At 56.1% G+C, this 20485-nt stretch carries 21 protein-coding genes and 1 tRNA gene; 17 read left to right on the top strand and 5 right to left on the bottom strand.

Annotated elements, in window-relative coordinates; all coding sequences use genetic code 11:
• The first annotated feature begins 45 nt into the window (after positions 1-45).
• On the top strand, positions 46-609 hold the full coding sequence (efp, locus tag AAC632_RS06965) for an elongation factor P (RefSeq protein WP_317656085.1): 564 nt from the start codon (positions 46-48) through the stop codon (positions 607-609).
• Positions 610-674: 65 nt separating this feature from the next.
• Here the strand turns inward: efp and AAC632_RS06960 are convergent, their stop codons facing one another.
• From AAC632_RS06960 to AAC632_RS06945, 4 genes are all read right to left on the bottom strand, one after another.
• Positions 675-1496 carry a rhomboid family intramembrane serine protease gene (locus AAC632_RS06960; protein ID WP_340297366.1) on the bottom strand — a complete coding sequence of 274 codons (822 nt, stop codon included), beginning with the start codon at positions 1494-1496 and terminating at the stop codon, positions 675-677.
• A gap of 40 nt (positions 1497-1536) precedes the next feature.
• Positions 1537-2214 carry a hypothetical protein gene (locus AAC632_RS06955; RefSeq protein ID WP_340297368.1) on the bottom strand — a complete coding sequence of 226 codons (678 nt, stop codon included), beginning with the start codon at positions 2212-2214 and terminating at the stop codon, positions 1537-1539.
• Between the two features lie 420 nt (positions 2215-2634).
• Positions 2635-4023, bottom strand: a complete 1389-nt coding sequence (locus tag AAC632_RS06950) for a TolC family outer membrane protein (protein ID WP_340297370.1) — start codon at positions 4021-4023, stop codon at positions 2635-2637.
• A gap of 68 nt (positions 4024-4091) precedes the next feature.
• Entirely contained in the window at positions 4092-4745 is a 654-nt protein-coding gene (locus tag AAC632_RS06945; RefSeq protein WP_340297372.1) for a protein-L-isoaspartate O-methyltransferase family protein, read from the bottom strand.
• 232 nt (positions 4746-4977) lie between these two features.
• Between AAC632_RS06945 and AAC632_RS06940 the strand changes: the two genes are divergently transcribed.
• The 7 genes from AAC632_RS06940 to AAC632_RS06910 all read left to right on the top strand — a co-directional run bounded on the left by AAC632_RS06940 (position 4978) and on the right by AAC632_RS06910 (position 9950).
• Positions 4978-5994: a rod shape-determining protein gene (locus AAC632_RS06940; RefSeq protein WP_340297374.1), complete on the top strand. Its 1017-nt coding sequence runs from the start codon at positions 4978-4980 to the stop codon at positions 5992-5994.
• Positions 5995-6065: 71 nt separating this feature from the next.
• Entirely contained in the window at positions 6066-6458 is a 393-nt protein-coding gene (locus tag AAC632_RS06935) for a bactofilin family protein (RefSeq protein WP_340297376.1), read from the top strand.
• Between the two features lie 29 nt (positions 6459-6487).
• Positions 6488-7201, top strand: a complete 714-nt coding sequence (locus AAC632_RS06930) for a leucine-rich repeat domain-containing protein (protein ID WP_340297377.1) — start codon at positions 6488-6490, stop codon at positions 7199-7201.
• Positions 7202-7297: 96 nt separating this feature from the next.
• Positions 7298-7371 (top strand) — tRNA-Cys (locus AAC632_RS06925).
• A 295-nt stretch (positions 7372-7666) separates the two neighbouring features.
• Positions 7667-8620, top strand: a complete 954-nt coding sequence (locus tag AAC632_RS06920; RefSeq protein ID WP_340297378.1) for a sulfurtransferase — start codon at positions 7667-7669, stop codon at positions 8618-8620.
• An 11-nt stretch (positions 8621-8631) separates the two neighbouring features.
• Entirely contained in the window at positions 8632-9777 is a 1146-nt protein-coding gene (locus AAC632_RS06915; protein WP_340297380.1) for a YeeE/YedE thiosulfate transporter family protein, read from the top strand.
• Positions 9774-9950: a hypothetical protein gene (locus tag AAC632_RS06910; RefSeq protein ID WP_340297382.1), complete on the top strand. Its 177-nt coding sequence runs from the start codon at positions 9774-9776 to the stop codon at positions 9948-9950. The genes AAC632_RS06915 and AAC632_RS06910 overlap by 4 nt, the downstream gene beginning before the upstream one ends.
• Before the next feature lie 39 nt (positions 9951-9989).
• Here AAC632_RS06910 and AAC632_RS06905 read toward each other — a convergent pair whose 3' ends face one another.
• Complete coding sequence (locus AAC632_RS06905) at positions 9990-11159, bottom strand: pyridoxal phosphate-dependent aminotransferase (protein WP_340297383.1); 1170 nt, start codon at positions 11157-11159, stop codon at positions 9990-9992.
• A gap of 156 nt (positions 11160-11315) precedes the next feature.
• Here AAC632_RS06905 and ltnD point away from each other — a divergent pair, with 156 nt between their 5' ends.
• The 9 genes from ltnD to rhmD all read left to right on the top strand — a co-directional run bounded on the left by ltnD (position 11316) and on the right by rhmD (position 20485).
• A complete protein-coding gene (gene ltnD / locus AAC632_RS06900; RefSeq protein ID WP_340297384.1) occupies positions 11316-12209 on the top strand; it encodes an L-threonate dehydrogenase in 894 nt (297 codons plus the stop codon).
• A 4-nt stretch (positions 12210-12213) separates the two neighbouring features.
• Positions 12214-13485, top strand: a complete 1272-nt coding sequence (gene otnK / locus AAC632_RS06895; protein WP_340297385.1) for a 3-oxo-tetronate kinase — start codon at positions 12214-12216, stop codon at positions 13483-13485.
• Positions 13482-14129 carry a 3-oxo-tetronate 4-phosphate decarboxylase gene (gene otnC, locus AAC632_RS06890; RefSeq protein WP_340297387.1) on the top strand — a complete coding sequence of 216 codons (648 nt, stop codon included), beginning with the start codon at positions 13482-13484 and terminating at the stop codon, positions 14127-14129. The genes otnK and otnC overlap by 4 nt, the downstream gene beginning before the upstream one ends.
• Entirely contained in the window at positions 14129-14890 is a 762-nt protein-coding gene (locus AAC632_RS06885) for a hydroxypyruvate isomerase family protein (RefSeq protein ID WP_340297389.1), read from the top strand. Before otnC ends, AAC632_RS06885 begins: the two co-directional genes overlap by 1 nt.
• Positions 14891-14941: 51 nt before the next feature.
• On the top strand, positions 14942-15688 hold the full coding sequence (gene nanR / locus AAC632_RS06880; RefSeq protein WP_340297391.1) for a transcriptional regulator NanR: 747 nt from the start codon (positions 14942-14944) through the stop codon (positions 15686-15688).
• Positions 15685-16932, top strand: a complete 1248-nt coding sequence (locus AAC632_RS06875) for a ribulose-bisphosphate carboxylase large subunit family protein (RefSeq protein ID WP_340297393.1) — start codon at positions 15685-15687, stop codon at positions 16930-16932. Before nanR ends, AAC632_RS06875 begins: the two co-directional genes overlap by 4 nt.
• Positions 16929-18299 (top strand): four-carbon acid sugar kinase family protein, encoded by a 1371-nt coding sequence (locus tag AAC632_RS06870; RefSeq protein WP_340297395.1) that lies wholly within the window; start codon positions 16929-16931, stop codon positions 18297-18299. The genes AAC632_RS06875 and AAC632_RS06870 overlap by 4 nt, the downstream gene beginning before the upstream one ends.
• 3 nt (positions 18300-18302) lie before the next feature.
• The gene (locus AAC632_RS06865) at positions 18303-19142 is read left to right on the top strand and encodes a phosphogluconate dehydrogenase C-terminal domain-containing protein (RefSeq protein ID WP_340297397.1); all 840 of its coding nucleotides are present in this window, start codon (positions 18303-18305) and stop codon (positions 19140-19142) included.
• Positions 19143-19312: 170 nt separating this feature from the next.
• A complete protein-coding gene (gene rhmD / locus AAC632_RS06860; RefSeq protein WP_340297399.1) occupies positions 19313-20485 on the top strand; it encodes an L-rhamnonate dehydratase in 1173 nt (390 codons plus the stop codon).

Here is a 20485-nt window from a genome sequence, read left to right as displayed (position 1 = left end):
ATAGGGAGCGTTAATCAATCATCAAGGTTTGCTAGGGTTTACAATATGCCTAAAATCAACGGCAATGAAATTCGTCCCGGAAATGTTTTGGAACATAATGGTGGCCTCTGGGCCGCTGTAAAAGTGGATCACGTGAAGCCTGGTAAGGGCGGTGCTTTTGCGCAGGTCGAGATGCGCAATCTGCGCAATGGCAGCAAATTGAACGAGCGTTTCCGCTCTGCGGACAAGGTAGAACGCGTGCGTCTTGAACAAAAAGACCAACAATTTCTCTATGAGCAAGATGGAATGTTGGTGTTCATGGACGCCGAAACCTATGAGCAGATCGAATTGCCTGCGGAATTGTTGGGCGACCGCCGCCCCTTCTTGCAAGATGGGATGACCATCGTGGTGGAATTCCATGAAAGCGAAGCGCTCAACGCAACCTTGCCTCAGAAAGTCACCTGCAAAGTTGTGGAAACAGAACCCGTGGTAAAGGGCCAAACAGCCGCGAATAGCTTTAAGCCCGCAATCCTCGACAACGGCGTAAAGGTTATGGTTCCGCCCTTTGTCGGCCAAGAGGAAATGATCATCGTAAACACCGAAACGATGGAATATTCCGAACGCGCCTAAACACGCACGCGGTCGGTCAGATCAAATGCCCTGCGCGATGCGTGGGGCATTTTTCGTTTGGCAGATCACTTTGACCAAGGGTTGTCGCCGCGCGTCTTGCGGGTCACCCGCGGCACACGGGTGACTGCGGTTGGCGCATTTTTGGGCCGACCCACAGCAGGAATTCGGCTTTGGCCGAAGCGATATTGCGCCTCTTCATGGGGGGGAACCCCCGCGGTGCGCGCCCAAAAAGCCTGAGCGCCACGATTGATCCAAAACGGCAGCATCAATGCGAAGCCCACGATAAACCCGCCCGCATGGGCCCAATAGGCCACACCGCCACCTGTGGCATCCATCGACAGACCATTAAACAGCTGCAGCCCAAACCATAGCCCCAACATGGCCCATGCGGGCACAGTGAAGACTTTGAAGAAAATGATGAAGATAAAAAGGATGTCGATCTTCGCGCGCGGGAATAACAGTAAATATCCCCCCATCACCCCAGCGATGGCCCCAGAGGCACCCACCATCGGCACTTGCGAAGCGGGGTTTGACAAAATTTGTCCAAACGCCGCTGCGAGCCCTGCGACAAGGTAAAAGGCCAAAAACCCAACATGCCCGAGCTGATCCTCTAGGTTATCGCCAAAAATCCATAAGAACAGCATATTGCCGATCAGGTGCATCCAGCCGCCATGCAGAAACATGGACGTAATCAAACTATGGGGATCTCCGCCCTTCAGCACTTCGGCGGGGACAAGCGCCCAACTGTCAAAAAACCGCGCAAGACCTGTAGGGGTCGATGAAAGTTCGGGGTAATAGCCCAGAAACACAACAACATTCACCAAGATCAGACCGATCGTGATCACGGGCTTGCGGTTGGATGGGTTATGGTCGCGTATCGGAAACATGACACTGCCATCTTCGCGGGACCGCGCCTGTCGTCAAGGCTTATCCATCCAGTTTCTCAGCCGCGAGGATCATACGAATTTCGCGGCGCACCAATTTGCGCAGATTGCTGGTAATCCGTTGCCCCAAATCATCCTGCAATTCCTCGTGGACAACACGCGCAACAAGGGCGCGTAACGCAACTTCGTCTTGCTCGGCCAAGATGAGATCGGCCTCTTTTGCAGCGAACCGCATATGCGGGGCATGGCCCAAGTCATCAACAGGATCCTCCGTTGCAAGATCATCTTCTTGCCCCTCTGGCTCGGGCTCAATCGTGTAGACAGGGGGGGCCTCCGCTTTGGGCTTGGCCCTCAATGGCGGCGGCGGCGCGGCGAAGAGGGTCAGGGTTTCCACCTCCTCGTCATAGCCATCTTCATCGGCTATCTCGGTTGATATAAAATTATGATGCCTTTCAGGCGCGTCTTGTTGCGCTGCATCTGCCTGATCAGGCAGGGGATCTGCAGCGGCAGCCAAGGCAGCACCAAGCGCATCTTGCGGTGCGGCTGATGGCGAAGCGCCGCCATCTGCATAATCCGCCAAGCGATCCTCACGCGCCCAAGCACGTTCATCGCCAGACGCGTGATCTGCAGGATCAAGGGGAATCACTGCCCAAGGGTTTTCAGGCTCACTCACCCGTTGGCTTGGGGACAGCACCAATTTTTGCTCAACAGCGTCACCCACTGGGCGCGTTGGTCGCAAGTGTGGTTCTGCGCGCAGCGCGCGGCCGATGACACCGTTTGCGCGGGCGCTGTCTTAGCCACCAAACGGCGGATGGAAGAGAGCACATCCTCTATATCAGCGCCGTCTTTATCTTCGCTCATCCCGTCACCCCAAATGCCATCCGCTTTGCGGTCTTGTTGCCGATCTCACCTGCATCGCGGGGCAGAACATTTTGATCACAGTAAAATAGTAAATTATTTATGTATTTATTTAATTATATACTCTGCAAGAAAGTCAAATAGCAACGTAAAGAATTCTGCCGATGCGGCAGCTGCGACACGTGACACGGCAGGGCGGATGCAAGACCAGTGGCCTAGATATGAAAAACCCGCCCCATGGGGCGGGTTTCATCGGGCCTAGTCGCGACTTGGCCGTTTGGGCTTACTCACGCCCTAAGCGTTCCAGAACACCGTCAAGGCGGCTGCCTTGCACCGATGGGCGGCCAAGTGGTGCGCCTGAGAAGCGCGCGCCATAGGCGTCAGCATCGTATAGCTCTACATCCAGCCCCATCGCCTCTGCGGTCAGCCCGCCCATCGCATTTAAAACGCTGTAGCTTACCGTATAGAGATCCGTCTGCGCCTGAATGCGGGCTATGCGCGCATCAAGCAGATCTTGTTCCGCATTCAGCACATCAAGCGTGGTGCGCGCACCCAAAGACGCCTCTTCACGGACGCCTTCAAAGGCCAGCTGCGCCGCGTTAATCTGCTGCTCGGTGGCCGCAATTTGCGCGGATGCGATAGAAAGGCGTGCATAAGCATTGCCCAAGTTTTGGATGACAGTTGCGGTCTGGCGGCTCAAATTGGATTGAGAGGCTGCAAGATTGGCCAGCGCAGTCCGCTCAAGAGAGGCCAGCCGCCCACCTTGGTAAATGGGTTGCGTGATGGTCAGCGACAGACGCTCGCTGTTTCCGATGGTATTGGGGGCCCCTTCCCGCGTGTCTGTCGAGGTCGCGCTCATGCTGACAGTTGGGCCATAAGCGGCACGGGCCGCGGTCAAATTATATTGATTGGCCGTCACCTCATGCTGTGCGGCGAGGATCAAAGGGGCTGAGCTGCGCGCAATCATTTCCGCTGCCTCAGCAGATGAAGGTAATTCGGGCCGTGCACCTGGTGCGCCAAGTGCCTCTGGTGCTACGCCCACGGCCAATTGATAAAGTTCGCGACTGATGCTGAGCGTCCCTTGCGCCGCGGCCAAAGCGGATCGTGCCGCAGCCATCTGCGCCTCGGCCTGCGCAACATCGGTTCGGGTGGCCTCGCCTAAATCAAAGCGATCTCTTGCGGCGCGTAATTGTTCCTCAACCACCCGCAAATTGGATTGACGCACATTCACCACCTGAACATCGCGCCAGACATTCATATAGGCCGTGACAGCATCAAGCAGCACCTGCCCCTCAAGCCCCAAAAGCTGCGCTTGGGTGGCCTCGGCGGAGGCCCGCGCCGCCGCAATCTGAGCGCTGCGACTGCCACTTGCAAACAGCACCAAATCTGCGGTGAGGGCAATGGTTTCGGTCAAGCTGCCTGCCGCGTCCGTGCGCGCCCGCTGTGCAACCATATTGAGGGTGGGTCGCAACGCGGCAACGCGCTGCGCAATGCCTTCATCAGCAACTCGCGCAAGATAGCGGTTTTGCTCGAGCAGATCGGAATTTTCATAGGCCGCTTCCATCGTGGCCTGCAACCCTTGTGCGCTCACATGCCCTGCCCCGAGAACGGACAGGGACATGGCCAAAGAGGCGCCAAACATCTGAAAGGATTTCTTGATCCGAACACTCACAAGCAACACTCCCTCACGGGGCCCATAGGCGCCCCAAATTCACTTCGTGCCGCCGCTGATGCGCGTGCTTAGAGCTGAAACGCCGCTTCACGCTTGAACCCGTCTAAAACAGGCGCATTGGCATGGCACAACAGCCGCCAATTCATTTGGCCGTCAATTTTGCGCCCAATCCGCAATTCGCAGAGTTGACCAACCGCGAAGATCGCGCCCATGCGGCCACCTTCCTTCAATTGATCCGTCAGGCTTGTGGGCATGGTTTCAATAGCCCCGTTCACAACTATGACGTCATAGGGGCCATATTTGGTCGCGCCTTCAACATGGCTTGCGCAAATCATTGCGGCATTATCAACAGATTGTGCTGCGAAATTTGCTTCTGCCTCTTGGGCAAAGTCGGCATTTTCTTCGACCGCGACCACAGCCTCGGCCATATGGGCCAACACCGCACTGGAATAACCAAGGCCTGCGGCGACATCGAGAACCAGATCACTCGGGCCAATGTCGAGCGCGTCCAACATTTTCGCAAAACTGCGGGCTTCAAGGATCACGCGACCCGCCCCAAGGATCAGGTTTTCACCAATATAGGCCACATCCTGCATATCGGCGGGCACATAGGCCTCGCGCGGGATGGCAAGCATAGCATCAATCACCTGGAATTTCGTGACATCTGAGGGGCGCACTTGGGTGTCTACCATCGTGACGCGGCGAGATTTAAAGTCGGCCATTCAACTGAACCAATGAGTCTAGTTTACGTTGTTCTTGCTATGGCACATGGCGGGCCCTCGTGCAACGCCTGCTGGGCGCTTTGGTGCAAGTTAGGTCTGCTTTGCCGCATCCTTGCCCAAAATTCCCCCGCAATGGGGTGATAGACGCGCGTATCACAATAGATTAACACTTGCGCAAGGGCGGCCTGATTGATGCCCATCTGTCAGTTTATTTGTATTTCGGTTAACCAGTATGACGTCAAAAATCAGCATTGATCTTGGCACGGCCAACACCGTTTTCGTGGATAGCGAGTCGGGCGTGATCTTGGATGAGCCATCTGTCGTGGCGTTTCACATCAAAGACGGGCGCAAAAAGCTGTTCGCGGTGGGTGAAGATGCCAAATTAATGCTCGGCAAGACGCCGGAATCGATCCAAGCCTGCCGCCCCCTGTCCGATGGGGTCATCGCCGATTTTGATGCAGCTCAAGAAATGATTGGTGCGTTTTTCCGCAAGGCCTTGAGCCGTTTCATGCTGCGAAAGCCGATTGTCTATGTCTGCGTGCCATATGGCGCCACCCCCGTTGAAAAGCGTGCGATCAAGCACTCGGTCGAAGCAGCAGGGGCGCGCAAAGTTGGGCTAGTCGAAGAACCGATGGCCGCCGCACTTGGTGCGGGCCTGCCTGTTCTTGACCCACGCGGCGCGATGGTTGTCGATATTGGCGGCGGCACAACCGAAGTTGCCGTTCTCTCCTTGGGCGGCATTGTCACAGCACGCTCAGTGCGCATCGGGGGCGACCATTTTGATGAGGCTATCTCAAACTTCATCAAGAAAAACTACAATTTGAACGTGGGCGTCTCATCCTGTGAAAAGCTCAAACATGAGATCGGCACCGCCATCTTCCCCGCAGTTGGTAAAGGACGGAGCGCCACAGTGCGGGGGCGCGATGCCTTTAATGGCCTGCCCAAAGAGCAAGTTGTGACCGAACAGGATGTGGCCGAGGCACTGCACCCGCTTATCGAACAGATTTGGACGGCGGTGATGTCACTGCTCGATCAAACACCGCCCGATCTGGCATCGGACATCCATGAATATGGGTTGATGCTTACAGGCGGTGGCGCGGGCCTCAGGGGCATTGACAAAGCCTTGTCTGACCTCACGGGCGTTCCTGCAACCGTGGCCGAAAATCCCAAATATTGCGTGGCCTTTGGCACCCAAATTGCGATGAATTTGGGCAAGCGTATGGAGCACGCTATACAGCGCGATCCATAGGGTCGCAGCGGATTGACCCGTGGCCCTCCAAAGGCATATTATATCATATTGATAATTTTTCTGGATGAATGATGACGCCGTTCTCTCCCACAAGCCCGAATGAACCCAACCTTGACGGCCCACGCGGCACCGCGTCTGCAACAGTCATCCATGCAGGTATGGCGATTGAGGGGAAGTTGCGCAGCAATGGCGATGTCGTCATCGAAGGCAGCGTGACGGGCGACATCACGGGTCATAACGTCACCATTGCCCACGGGGCTAAAGTGCGCGGCACAATCACCGCTGACATGGTTAAAATCGATAGCCAGTTCGAGGGCACGATCACCTGCAGAAAGCTGCAAATCGACAGCAACGCGCAAGCGCGCGGCGAGTTCAACCAAAACATCCTCGCCGTGGCCTTTGGCGCGCGCTTTGAAGGTAATGTCACCGTGAAGCAGCAATCTAGCATGGTGATGAACGATTGAACCGCGCAGCAATCAATAGGTACAGCACCATGAGCGCAGAGTATGAAAACGCCAATGAACTGGTCTTTGTGTCCAATGCCTCGCAGATGAAACTTGCGCGCAGCATGGATGTTGAGGCGCCATCGACCGAATATTTGCGTAACCTGCCCGAATGCGCCGCCGGTTACTCAATTTGCCAAGGCATGATCGCAGATTGTTTGATGAGTGATGGTCAATCGCTTGATCTTTCGGGGCTTAACAATTTGGTGGAATTGCCCTCAAGCATCGCCAAATGCAGCAATTTGCGCAGCCTGAACATTTCAAACACCCGCGTCACCAGTCTACAGTCTTTGCGTGGCCTGTCTCATCTTGAGCGCGTCTCAGCTTGGGCCACGCCAATTAGTGATCTCAGCCCCGTGGCGGGTATGCGCAGCCTGACCCATCTGCAGCTTGGGGGAACATTTATATCGGACATCACAGCTTTGCGCGAATTGACGGGGCTGCGCTATCTCGATGTATCTCATAGCCGCGTTGCGGATATCAGCCCGTTGAGCCTGTGCAAAGATCTGCGGGAATTGATTCTGCGTGACACCGAAGTTTATGACATCACGCCGATTGCGCGGCTGCAACGGCTTGAGATCCTTGACCTCAGCCTTTGCCCCGTGGATCCATCCATGATCCAAACGGGGCCTCGCATCAAAATCGTGATCCGTGAGGCCGATGCGGTGGAAAAACCAAGGCGCAAGGGACTGTTTTCAAGCTAACCCCACCCGTTCTTCCGCGCGTTTTGCCCTCTTACCACTTGCGCAAGCGCAAACCTTGCAGTAGCACCGCCCCATGGACACCACAGATACCCCGAAGGCGAGTTGGCGGAGTGGTGACGCAGCGGATTGCAAATCCGTGTACACCGGTTCGATTCCGGTACTCGCCTCCACTTCCCCCCAGTTTTAGTATCCTCATACAAAAATCGCCCTAAGCGGGTAGATTGTTCGCGCCATTCGTGCGTCCATGCAAAAAAGAACGAAAATGTTCTGTTGAATTGAAAATTGCGGAACAAATTTTCTCGATCAACTCTGCGACTTGACAGGAATTCTGCCGATCCACCTTACTTAGAATTTTGGCCGCCTTCGGGGCTGTTTTCTGATGTGCTGTCCCCTTGTCAGTCATGCATTCTCACGTCACATGCGGCGCCATAATCGTCCCTCTCACCCGAAAAACGAGGCCATGAGATGAAACTTCTTTCTTATGCAGCCGCAGCCCTAGTGCTGATGGCAAATGTTGCAGCAGCGCAATTTGGCCCTTTGGTCAGCCCCGCTGAATTGAACGCCAGCTTGGGCACAAATGCGCCCGTTATATTGGACATTCGCGCGCCTGCCGCAGCCGAAGGTCAAGAAAATGTAAATACCTACAGAGCAGGCCATATCGAGGGCGCAATCAACGCCCCCTATGGTCGGTTCCGTGGGCCTGCTGAAAACCCTGGCCAATTGCCCAGCGCCGAAGAGCTGACCGCATTGTTGCGTGAATTGGGTTTGCGCCAGAACCAGACTGTTGTGATTGCCCATCAAGGCGCGAATGAAACCGATTTCGGTGCCGCGGCGCGTGTTTATTGGACGTTGAAATCCGCAGGTTTCGGAAATCTGTCGATCCTCAATGGCGGCGTTGCCGCATGGACGGAAGCAGGGCTTGCACTGTCGACCGAGGCAACCACCCCAATTCCAAGCACGATCACTGTCACCCTCTCTGATCAGTGGACAGCCACGGCAGAGCAAATCCAGACTGTGATTGCAGGCGGCAGCAATGGTTTGTTGCTTGATGCGCGCCCTGAAAGCTTCTGGAACGGTGACCAAAGCCACCCTGCCGCTGCCCGTCCAGGCACGCTGCCGCAGTCGCAATATTTTGTGCATAGCAGCTGGTTCGACAATGGCCCTGCAATTGTGGACGCCGATGCCGCGCGTGCTTTGGCCGAGGCCGAGGGGTTCACGGATGCAGAAACCTTGGTGTCTTTCTGCAACACCGGCCACTGGGCTGCAACCAACTGGTTCGCCCTCTCGGAATTGGCAGGGATTGAGAATGTGAAACTCTACCCCGAATCCATGGTCGGATGGTCGAATGCAGGTTATGAGATGGCCAATGTCCCAGGCCCAATCCGCAACCTGTGGAACCAGATCAAATCGGTTTTCTAAGGAGAGACGCAATGGCGCCGCTGGCCCAAAGCGACCAAAGCAGCCACTTAGACCGCCCCCAACGCCCCGCGCGTTGGGGGCGCCTTGCCTTGCTGATTGGCGCGATTTCTTTTGTTTTGATCCTTGCCGCCGCTGCGGGTGCGCGGTTCGGTCTGCTTTTGCTGATCGGTCTTGGCCTTGGTGCAACGCTCGAAGGGTTGCGGTTTGGCTTTGCGGGGCCGTGGCGCGCGATGATCCTGCGCCGTGATCCATCGGGCCTCTTTGCGCAGCTCTTGGCCATCGCCCTTGTGGCCGCTGTGGCCTTCCCGCTATTGGCCAGCCACTCGGGCGAGTTGATCGGGGCCCATGCGCCCATCGGGTTTGCCATGGTGGGCGGTGCTTTTGTCTTTGGCATCGCAATGCAAGTGGTTCTGGGCTGTGGCTCTGGCACCTTGGTTAATGCAGGCAGCGGCAATCCCGTGGCATTGGTCGCGTTACCTTTCTTCGGCATCGGCAGCTTTCTTGGCGCTGCACATCTCAACTGGTGGACGTCACTTGGCACTTTGCCTCTAGTCGCGCTTGAGGGCGGCGCAGGCCTTGGCCTGACCCTTATGGGGCTTGGCAGTGTCGCGCTCATGGTGTGGATTTTCGCCGAACAAGGCAAACGCCGCCTGCCCCGCCGTCTTGTGATGGCCGCAATATTGGTCGCTCTCTTGGCACTGGGCAACCTTGTGGTCGCAGGGCAACCTTGGGGCGTGGTTTACGGTCTTGGCCTTTGGGTGGCTAAGGGCGTCAGTGCGACAGGCGTTGATCTGACGCTCAACCCGTTTTGGGGAAGCCCCACCCATGCTGAACGCATCGCGCAAAGCCTTTTGACCGATGTTACCTCGCTCACCAATCTTGGCCTGATCGGGGGCGCATTCATCGTGGCCGCATGGCGCGCTGGCCTCTCGCAACCAATCCCGCGACTGCCCTTGATTGCATGGGGTGCTACGATCCTTGCGGGGCTTGCGCTTGGCTACTCCTCACGCCTTGCCTTTGGCTGCAATGTGGGTGCCTTTTTCAGCGGCATTTCCACAGGCAGCCTGCATGGATGGGTTTGGTTTGCAGCAGCCTTTGTTGGATCCATCATCGGTGTGCGTCTGCGCCCGCTTCTACAACTGGAGCCCCGCACATGACATTGTCTCGCAAACATAGGGTCATCGCGCTGTTCGTGATGATCGGCGCTCTTTTGGCTTTTGACCTTAGCCACAGCGCACCGCTTGATCCATTCCGCGCGCCTGCCATTCTGGCACTGGGTTCAGGTCAAGCCGCCAGCGGCGCGCATTGCGCCACAGCGCCCAGATCTTAAAAAATGACGCGCGAAGGGTCATCTTCGCGCGTCATTGCATCACAACACCTTCGCAATACGATCAAGCGCAGCGAGGATATTCTCGGTGGAATTGGCGTATGAAAAGCGCACATAGCCCTCGCCCATCGCGCCAAAACTCGTGCCCGCCACTGTGGCCACGCCCGCCTCGTTCAGGAACAGGTTCTGTGCCTCCACGGCAGTCATGCCGGTGCCCGAGATATTTGGGAATGCATAAAACGCACCCGCCGCATCGGTGCAGGTCACGCCTTTGAGGGTGTTCAACCCCTCAACAATCACTTGTCTGCGCGCATCGAATTGGGCGACCATCTCGCGCACGGCGTCTTGAGGGCCATTGAGCGCCGCAATCCCTGCAAATTGTGTAGCGGCATTCACACAGGAATGGTCATTTATGCACAGGCGGGTCACATGCGGCACGCAGGCCTCAGGCCAAACGGCATAACCCAAACGCCACCCTGTCATCGCATAGGTCTTTGACCACCCATCTAGCATAATCAATCGATCCCGAATTTCGGGATATTGCAGAAGCGAAACATGCTCGCGCCCGCCATAAAGCATGTTGGAATAGATCTCATCCGACATCAGCGCCACATGGGGATGATCCAAAACACCCGCGACTAACTTGTCGATCTCTTCCTTCGGGGTCACACCGCCCGTTGGGTTTGCGGGCGAGTTGATGATGATCAACCGCGTCTTGGGCGTGATCTGTGCCAAGACCTCCTCTGCCGAAAAGGAAAACCCGTTTTCCTCGCGCAGCGCAATCGGCACAGGGGTTGCCCCTGAATAGCGGATGACAGATTCGTAAATCGGGAACCCAGGGTTGGGATACATGATCTCGGCGCCAGGCTCGCCGAACATCATTACCGCAAAGAACATCGTGGGTTTACCCCCAGGAACGGCGACCACACAATCAGGGTTCACCTCTACCCCATGGCGGCGATGCAAATCGGCGGCCACCGCCTCGCGCAGTGCGGGCAGGCCATTGGCGGGCGTATAGCCATGATGACCATCCCGCAGCGCCTTGACGCCTGCCTCAACGATATGCTCAGGCGTCCGAAAATCGGGCTGACCGATGCCCAGATTGATGATGTCGCGCCCCTCGGCGGCCAAGGCTTGCGCGCGGGCCAAAACGACAAAGGCAGATTCCGTTCCCAAGCGAGACAGGCTTTGGGCGAATTTCAAGTCAGACATGCGCGCTCCCTCTATGATGCGCGGCCAAAATGGCCACTCTTTTTTGGTATACCAAACTTGTGATACCCAAGGCATAGAGCTATGTGAAGAGGGCAGCAACCTCAAGCATGACGAGCGGAAGATTGCACCTCACAACTTAGGCAAAGGGGCCGAGATATGCAAAAGATCGGGATTATCGGATTGGGGTCTATGGGCTATGGCATGGCGCGCAATCTGATCAAGGCGGGTCATCAGGTTTGGGGCCATGATATCAACCCCGATGCGGTCGCGCGACTTGTGGCAGATGGTGCACAAGCAGGTGCGCTCTTAGATCATGCAGAGGCTTTGGACGCGTTGGTGGTGGTCGTGCTCAACGCGGCGCAAACCGAAGCCGTCCTTTTCGGCCCTGAGGGCGTGGCGGCAGCGCTTCAACAAAACACGGTGATCCTTTCTTGCGCCACGATCCCCCCTGCTTTCGCTGCCGAAATGGAAACGCGCGCAGAAAGCGCAGGCCTGCTTTATCTGGACGCGCCAATTTCTGGCGGGGCGATTAAGGCTGCCTCGGGTGAGTTGACGATCATGGCATCGGGGCGCAAAGCGGCCTTTGAGGCTGCAAAGCCCGCACTCGATGCCATCTCTGCAAAAGTCTTTAAAATGGGCGACCGCGCGGGGGCAGGCTCCGCGATGAAGGCCACAAACCAAATGTTGGCAGGTATTCACATCGCCTCAATGGCCGAGGCGATCACCTTTGCGCTGGCGCAGGGCATCTCTCCTGAGCGGTTTTTAGAGGTGGTGTCGCAAAGCGCGGGAACCAGTTGGATGTTAGAAAACCGCGCGCCCCACATCATCGAAGGTGATTACACCCCACGCAGCACCATCAATATCTGGCCCAAGGATTTGGGGATTGTGATGGATATTGCGCAAAACTCGGGCTTTTCTGCCCCGATCACTGAGGCCGCGCTTGCGTTATTCAAGGAGGCCGCAGCGCAGGGTCTTGGGGCAGAGGATGATGCAGCCCTTGCCAAACTCTATGCCAAGGCCGCAGGTCTGACCTTACCCAAGGGACAATAACACAATGACCACGCTTTTTGGTGCAATTGCCGATGATTTCACTGGCGCAACGGATCTTGCAGGGCTTTTGGCGCGCAGCGGATACCCTGTTTCCTTGCGGATTGGCGTTCCTGCTGAACCGCCACAGGGCACAAGCCCCTTCGAGGTCATCGCCCTTAAAATCCGCACTGAGCCCGTGACAGATGCGGTTGCAGAGGCGCGCGCGGCCCTCGCATGGCTCAAGCGCGCCGGGGCACAGCAATATTTTTGGAAATACTGCTCAACCTTCGACTCGACCCCAGAGGGCAATATCGGGCCAGTGGCCGAGGCGATTATGGCCGATCTGGATGTCGCGCAGACGATCTATTGCCCCGCCTTTCCCGAAAATGGCCGTGCCATTTTCATGGGCAATTTGTTTGTGGGCCAAGTGCCGTTGTCAGAAAGCCCGATGAAAGATCACCCCCTGACGCCCATGCGCGACAGCAATCTGATGCGGCTTTTGCAGCCGCAGGTGCGTGGGAAAGTTGGGCTGATTGACCGCCTGACTGTCGCCACAGGGGCCGCTGCCATTAAAAAAGCTTGTGCAGACTTGGACGAGAAAAACGTGGCGCATATCGTGGTTGATGCGGTGGAAAACGCCGATCTTGCGCGGATCACCGAGGCCTGCGCCGATATGCGGTTTCTGACGGGCGGCTCTGCGATTGCGATGCCGATCCCCCAGATTTATGCCAAGCGCGGCCTACTGGCTGCGCATGAGACAGAAACCAGATCCCGCGACATCGCGCCAGAAGGGGTCGTTTTATCTGGCAGTTGCTCTGCGATGACAAATGCACAAGTTGCGCGGTATCAATCCCAAGGAAAGCCCAGTTTCCAGCTTGACCCCCTAAGCCTGAAGGCACGGGGCCTGCAACCCGCCATGGATTGGCTTGCAGCGCAAGATCTCACAGCGCAGCCCCTAATCTACGCGACCGCAACACCCGATGCGGTGCGCGCCGCACAAGACCAATTGGGCAAGGCTGAGGCGGGCGCAATCGTTGAGGCGGCACTTGCAGATTTGGCCGTTGCCGCACGCGATCAGGGCGCACGGCGAATTGTGGTCGCGGGCGGGGAAACCTCAGGCGCGGTCACAAAGGCCTTGCGGGTCGACAGGTTGGATATCGGGCCTGAAATTGCCGCAGGCGTGCCATGGTGTTTTTGCACATCAAAGGGGCAGGATATCGCCCTCACCCTCAAATCTGGCAATTTTGGCGCAGAAAGCTTTTTCAGCGATGCTTTCGCAAAATTGGAGGACGCATGAGTTCTGAATCCAAACTGCGCGATCAGATTTGCCTCTTGGCGAAATCGATGTTCGATCGTGGCCTGACGGGGGGATCAACAGGCAATATCTCCGCCCGCACCGAAGATGGGGGGCTTTTGGTTTCGCCTACGGGCAGTTCTTTTGGGCGGCTTGATCCCGCAGAGTTGTCCCGCTTCGATTCAGCGGGCCGACATATCGCGGGCCTGAAACCAACCAAGGAAATGCCGCTTCACAGTGCCTTTTACGAGACACGAAAATCAGCAGGCGCGGTGGTTCATTTACACTCTTGCCATTCTGTGGCGTGGTCAATGATGCCTGAAATTGACCCCGACAATGTGCTGCCGCCGCTGACCCCTTATGCGATCATGAAACTGGGCAAGGTGCAGCTTTTGCCGTTCTTCATGCCAGGCGATGCCGCAATGGGCGAAGCCCTGCGCAGTCTAGGGGGCAAGCGCAGCGCCGTCTTGCTTGCCAATCACGGCCCAGTGGTTGCAGGCAAAGATGTCGAGGCCGCCTGCAACGCAATTGAAGAGCTGGAGGAAACAGCCAAGCTTGCGATCATGATGCGTGGCTTTGATGCCCGCGCCTTGACGCCTGTACAGGTGCGCGATGTCGTGCGTAAATTCGAGGTGGAGTGGGATTGATGCGTTTTTCTGCAAATCTAGGGTTTCTATGGGCTGACCGCCCCCTGCCTGATGCCATCCGCGCTGCAAAAGCGGCAGGGTTTGATGCGGTCGAATGTCATTGGCCCTATGCCCATGACCCGCACAACGTAAAGGCCGCCTTAGATGAAACGGGTCTTGAGATGCTTGGGCTCAACACAAGCCGAGGCGATGTTCCGGCTGGCGAAAACGGATTGGCCGCTTTGCCCAACCGCGAGGCAGAGGCGCGCGCCGCGATTGATCAAGCACTCGACTATTCCCACATCATCGGCGCAGGCGCTGTGCATGTGATGGCGGGCTTCGCCAGTGGCGCAACCGCCCATAAGACCTTTGTAGCCAATCTCTGCTACGCGACCACACAGGCCGCCGAAAAGGGCATCACAATATTGATTGAGCCCCTCAATCACTATGATGCAAAGGGCTATTTCCTTTCGACAACCGCACAAGCGGTCGCCATCATAGAAGAGGTCAAAGCCCCAAATTTGCGGCTGATGTTTGATTGCTATCATGTTCAGTTGATGGAGGGGGATTTGACCAACCGCCTCAGCCGCCTTCTGCCTGTGATTGGGCATATTCAATTTGCCTCTGTGCCTGATCGTGGCACCCCCGATCATGGTGAGGTGAATTATGGGCATATCTTCTCCCATATCGACAGCCTTGGTTGGGCCCGCCCGATAGGTGCAGAATATAAGCCGAAAATCGAGACAGACCTGACCTTAGACTGGATGGCACAGTTTCGCTGATCCCCACGCGTGTTTGGGATTGCGGGGGGTCTTTTTCTATGCCACACTGGTATGACCAGTATACCAGAATTATGGCAGCCCATGTCCGACCGCGACCAGATCATACGGCCCAAAAAACTGTCAGACGAAGTCGAAGATCGCCTGTTGGCCTTGATCCGCGCGGATGACCTCAAACCAGGTGATGTTTTGCCAAGCGAGCGCGCTTTGATGGCGCGCTATGGCATTGGCCGCCCTGCCATTCGCGAAGCCATGCAAAGCCTTCAGCATAAAGGCGTGATTGATATCCGCCACGGCGGCAAGCCGCGCGTGGCAACCCCATCCTTGGATGGGGTTATTGATCAATTGGGCATTTCCATGCGCCATATTCTGACGCATTCGCACTCCTCTCTCGAACATCTCAAGGAGGCGCGCGTGGCCCTTGAGGTCGAAATGGTGCGCATTGCCGCAGAACGCCGCAGCGCAGGTGACTTAAACGATTTAGAACAGCTTTTGCGCGCCCAAGCCGCAGCCAAGCGCGATGTGCCGCTTTTTACCCAGATGGACGGGCAGTTTCACCGCCGCATCTCTGCCATCTCGGGCAATCCGATCTTTGAAACCCTGACCCATGGCGTTTTCTCTTGGATGAGCGCCTTTCATAAAGAACAGGTTCACAAATTGGGCCTAGAGCCACTGACATTGACCGAGCATCGCGCCATTTTGGATGGAATTGCCCGCAAAGATACCAATGCCGCCGCACGTGCCATGCGCGAGCATTTGGAGCGCGCCAACGCCCTATATCATCAGGATCACGCGCAATGAGCGACAGAATTGAAGCAGATTACCTGATCGAAACCCCGATTGACCCCGCCCGCGCCGCCGCCGTGATGGCGGGCGAGCAAAGCGCGGGCACCTTTGTAAAAGTGCCGGCCGAAACGCCAGAACTACAGGCCCGCGCGGGGGCCCAAGTGGTTTCCCTAACTCCGCTTGATGCAACCGACAGCCCAAGCTTGACAGGCGGGCAGCAGGGCACGCGCTATCAGCGCGCCAAGGTCACACTCAGTTGGCCCTTGGATAATATCGGCCCCGATTTACCGAACCTCATGGCTACGGTCGCGGGCAATCTTTTCGAATTGGCGCAATTCTCAGGGCTACGTTTGCTGGATATCCGCCTGCCGCGCGCATTTGCGGATGCCTATTCTGGCCCAAAATTTGGGATCAGCGGCACCCGTAAATTGGCAGGGGTTGTGGTTGGCCCTCTGATTGGCACGATTATTAAACCCTCTGTCGGGCTTGACCCGCAGGAGACTGCCAAATTTGTCGGCACACTTGCCGAAGCGGGCATTGATTTCATCAAGGATGATGAATTGCAGGCCAATGGCCCTGCCTGCCCCTTCGAGGAGAGGGTGAGCGCGGTGATGGATGTCATCAACGCCCATGCCGACCGCACTGGTAAAAAGGTCATGTATGCCTTCAACCTAACAGGCGAAGTCGATGAGATGCGTGCCCGACATGATTTTGCCCTCTCAAAAGGTGCAACTTGCGTGATGGTCAGCCTCAATTCGGTCGGCGTGGCGGGCTTCTTGGGCCTATCACGGCATAGCGCGCTGCCTCTCCATGCTCATCGCAACGGATGGGGATATCTCAGCCGCGCCGAATTGTTAGGATGGGACTATGCAGCATGGTCGAAAATCTGGCGCTTGGCGGGGGCAGATCATATGCACGTCAACGGCCTCCAAAACAAATTCAGCGAAAGTGACGCAAGCGTCATCGCCTCGGCCAAATCTTTGCTCACCCCACTCTTTGGTGATGCACCCTGCATCCCGATGCCCGTCTTTTCATCGGGCCAATCCGCGCTGCAACCCCCTGAAACCTATCGCCACCTCGGCCATGCAGATTGCATTTATGCAGCAGGAGGTGGGATTATGGCCCACCCTGACGGGCCGCGTGCAGGTGTCGCGGCATTGCGGCAATCGTGGCAAGCGGCGATGGCGGGCATCCCCGCCGCTGATTATGCCAAATCCCATCCCGAGCTTTCCCGCGCGCTAAAGGCCTATGCGAAATGACACTCCGTGATGGGCCATTAATTGCCTTTTTGGGCGATGATTTCACAGGCTCCGCCGCCACGATGGAGGTGTTGAGTTTTGCAGGCCTGCAAACGGTGCTGTTCCTTGCGCCCCCAACAAAGGCGCAAGCGGCGCGATTTGGCGCGATGCGGGGCATCGGCATTGCCACCACCGCGCGCAGCCAATCACCCGATTGGATGGCCAGACATCTGCCACCCCTTTTTGCACATTTGGCCGCTACGGGCGCGCCCCTGTTGCATTACAAAACCTGCTCCACCTTGGACAGCGCGCCGCATACAGGCTCGATTGGCAAGGCAGTTGAATTAGCCCTTGCGGTGCGCGGTAGCGATTGGGTTTCTTGCTTGATCGCCGCACCACCGTTACGGCGCTACCAAGCCTTTGGTCAGCTATTTGCCGCCGCAGGGGACGCGGTCTATCGGCTTGATCGCCACCCTGTGATGGCATCCCACCCCGTAACCCCGATGCAAGAGGCCGATGTGGCCATGCATCTGCGGAAGCAAACCGACCTGCCGCTTGCGACACTGACGCTTGAGCATCTCAACCCCACAGGCCTTGCATCCTTGCGCGCCAACGCGCCCGCGAAAATCATAACGCTTGATTGCACCGACATGGATCACGCGGCGCAACTGGGCGCGTTGATCTGGGATGCCGCAGGGGCGGATGGACATCTGGCAATAGGCTCGCAGGGGGTGGAATATGCACTGGTGGCCCATTGGCAAAAATCGGGCCTTATACCCCCGCCCGAACCCGCCCCAAGTTTTGGCAAAGTGGATCAGGTGATTACGATTTCCGGCTCTGTCTCACCCACCACTGCGGCGCAAATTGCCCGCGCTGAAGAAGATGGGTTTGTCGTCATCCCACTGGACGCTGCAGCACTGATCAAGGGCGGCGATAGCGCCAAGCGGGCTATGACCAACAGCTATGAAGCCGCACGCGCCGCGCTCTCCCAAGGGCGCGATCCGCTGATTTGCAGCGCGCGCGGGCCAGATGACCCGGCCGTTGCGGCCATGCGCGCGGCGCTGTCAGCATCTCAGCATACACCGCATGAGGCCAATGCGCTCATCGGCACAAGTCTCGGCGCGCTTTTGCGAGATCTTTTGCGCGGCACGGGCGTTGCGCGCGCGATCATCGCAGGCGGCGACACATCAGGCTTTGCCGCTCAAGCGCTCGGGTTGTTTGCCCTCACCGCGATTGGCGCAACCACGGCAGGCGCGGCCCTTTTGAAAGGGCATAGCGACAACCTCGAATTTGATGGTTTGGAATTGGCCCTAAAGGGCGGTCAAATGGGCAGCCCTGATTATTTCTCTTGGATCAAAAACGGCGCGCGTGCCGAAGCGAAAGGATAGATCATGACAAAAATTGCACTTCTTGGTGCGGGCGGCAAAATGGGTGTGCGGATTGCGCGCAACCTGATGCAAAGCAGCTATCATCTTGCCCCTGTCGAAGTAACCGAGGCAGGCCAAGCACGCCTTAAGTCGGAAACGGGGCTTGACTGTGTGGCCGCTGAAACCGCCCTTGGCGATGCCGATGTTGTTGTCATGGCCGTACCAGATCGCCTGATCGGCAAAATCGCGCATGGATTTGTGGATCAATTGAAATCTGGCGCGGCCGTGATCGTGTTGGATGCTGCCGCACCCTATGCAGGTCAGATGCCCGTGCGCGAAGATGTCACTTATTTCTGCACGCATCCCTGCCACCCCCATATCCTTGAGGCACATGACAGCATTGCCGCGCAGCAGGATTATTTTGGTGGGATCGCCGCGCCGCAGGGCATTGTTTGCGCGCTGATCCAAGGGCCAGAGCCGCATTATGCGCTATGTGAAGATATCGCTAAAGTGATCTATGCCCCCGTTGCGCGCTCGCATCGGTGCAGCCTTGAAAATATTGCTGTTCTGGAACCAGCCCTTTCTGAGACGGTCGGGGCAACCATGGCCTTGGCGCTGCGCGAGGCAACAGATCGCGCCGTATCCATGGGCATCTCTGAGGCGGCCGCACATGATTTCATCTTGGGCCATCTCAAAATTGAATTGGCCATCGCCTTTGGTATTTTCCCTGAGGGCAAATTTTCAGACGGGGCCTTGATGGCGATTGATAAGGCGCGCTCTGTGATCTTCCAACCCGATTGGTTAGATCGCGTCTTTGATCTGGGCGCCGTCAAGAAGTCAGTCACTGAAATCTGCGAAGATTAACGACGCGGCAGCGCCATAATAGCGTTACTATTGCCGTTAAAGTGCCAATATGCCCTGCATCATAGGATTAATAGGGTTGCACGAGCCAACCTATTACTAAAAGATTTTCGTGACGATCAACGAGTTAGCGATACTCCGAAACCCGTTGCTACAAATCTAGGACTGATGGCATGGATTTTACTATCAAACGAGTCACTGTTAGCCGTGTTGAAGGAAGTGGAAGCGGTGGGGACTATTTCCAGCAAAGCAAAGAACATTGGCTCATAGGTTCTTTGATCGCCAATCCGATGTCAGGGCATGATGACTATAAAAAAGTGAGAACAAGCTGGGGAATAGACGTTCTGGGATCGATAGTAGTCGAAATCGAAACTTCTAATGGGACAATTGGAGTTGCAACAGGATTTGGTGGCGCGCCTGCAGCTTGGATAATTAATCATCATTTTAACCGTTTTTTGGTTGGCCAAGACGCTAGAAATATTAATCTTATTTGGGATCAAATGTATCGCGCCAGCTTGCCCTACGGGCAAGCTGGTTTGCCAATAGCGGCTATCTCTGCTGTTGATTTGGCCTTGTGGGATTTACTGGGAAAACTACGCGACGAGCCTGTCTATAATTTAATTGGCGGGTGTAGCCGTCCAGAAATATCGTTTTATTGTACAGGCCCTAATGCCAAAGCCATAAAGGAAATGGGCTTTTGGGGGGCGAAAGTACCGCTTCCTCATGGCCACTATGATGGAATTGATGGAGTAAAACAGAATTATCAATTTCTCAAAAAGCAGCGGGCCGAAATTGGAAGTGATTTTCCTTTGATGGTGGACTGCTACATGTCCTTAACTCCAAGCTATGCTATCGAACTTGCAAAAGCTTGCTCTGATCTGAACATTTATTGGTGGGAAGAAGTACTGCAGCCGACAGATATTGAAGGCTATCGCATAATAAGAAATGCTCATCCCACACTAAAGTGGACGACAGGTGAACATAACTACACTAGGCATGGATTTAGAAAGTTAATTGAGGAACGAACCATCGACGTTCTTCAACCTGATGTCATGTGGGTAGGCGGCTTAACTGAACTTCTACGCATTGCGGCACATGCATCAGCGTATGATATTCCCATTATTCCTCATGGCTCCGGTCCTTATAGTTACCACTTTATAATGAGCCAAAACGAACAACCGAGATGCGAATATGTTACATCAGCACCTGATGGAACCTATATACGACCGGTTTTTGGTGAATTGTTTAGCGACGAACCCGTACCAAAAAATGGAAAACTCAAATTAGAGTCGAAACCGGGTTTTGGGATGACGCTCAATCCTGATTGTAAACTTGCACAATTCTGA

This window comes from Roseobacter sp. HKCC-CH-9351 (assembly GCF_037830295.1).
GTDB lineage: Bacteria > Pseudomonadota > Alphaproteobacteria > Rhodobacterales > Rhodobacteraceae > M30B80.
The sequence above is the reverse complement of the archived record's forward strand: the minus strand, read 5'-3'. Positions and strand labels throughout refer to the sequence as shown.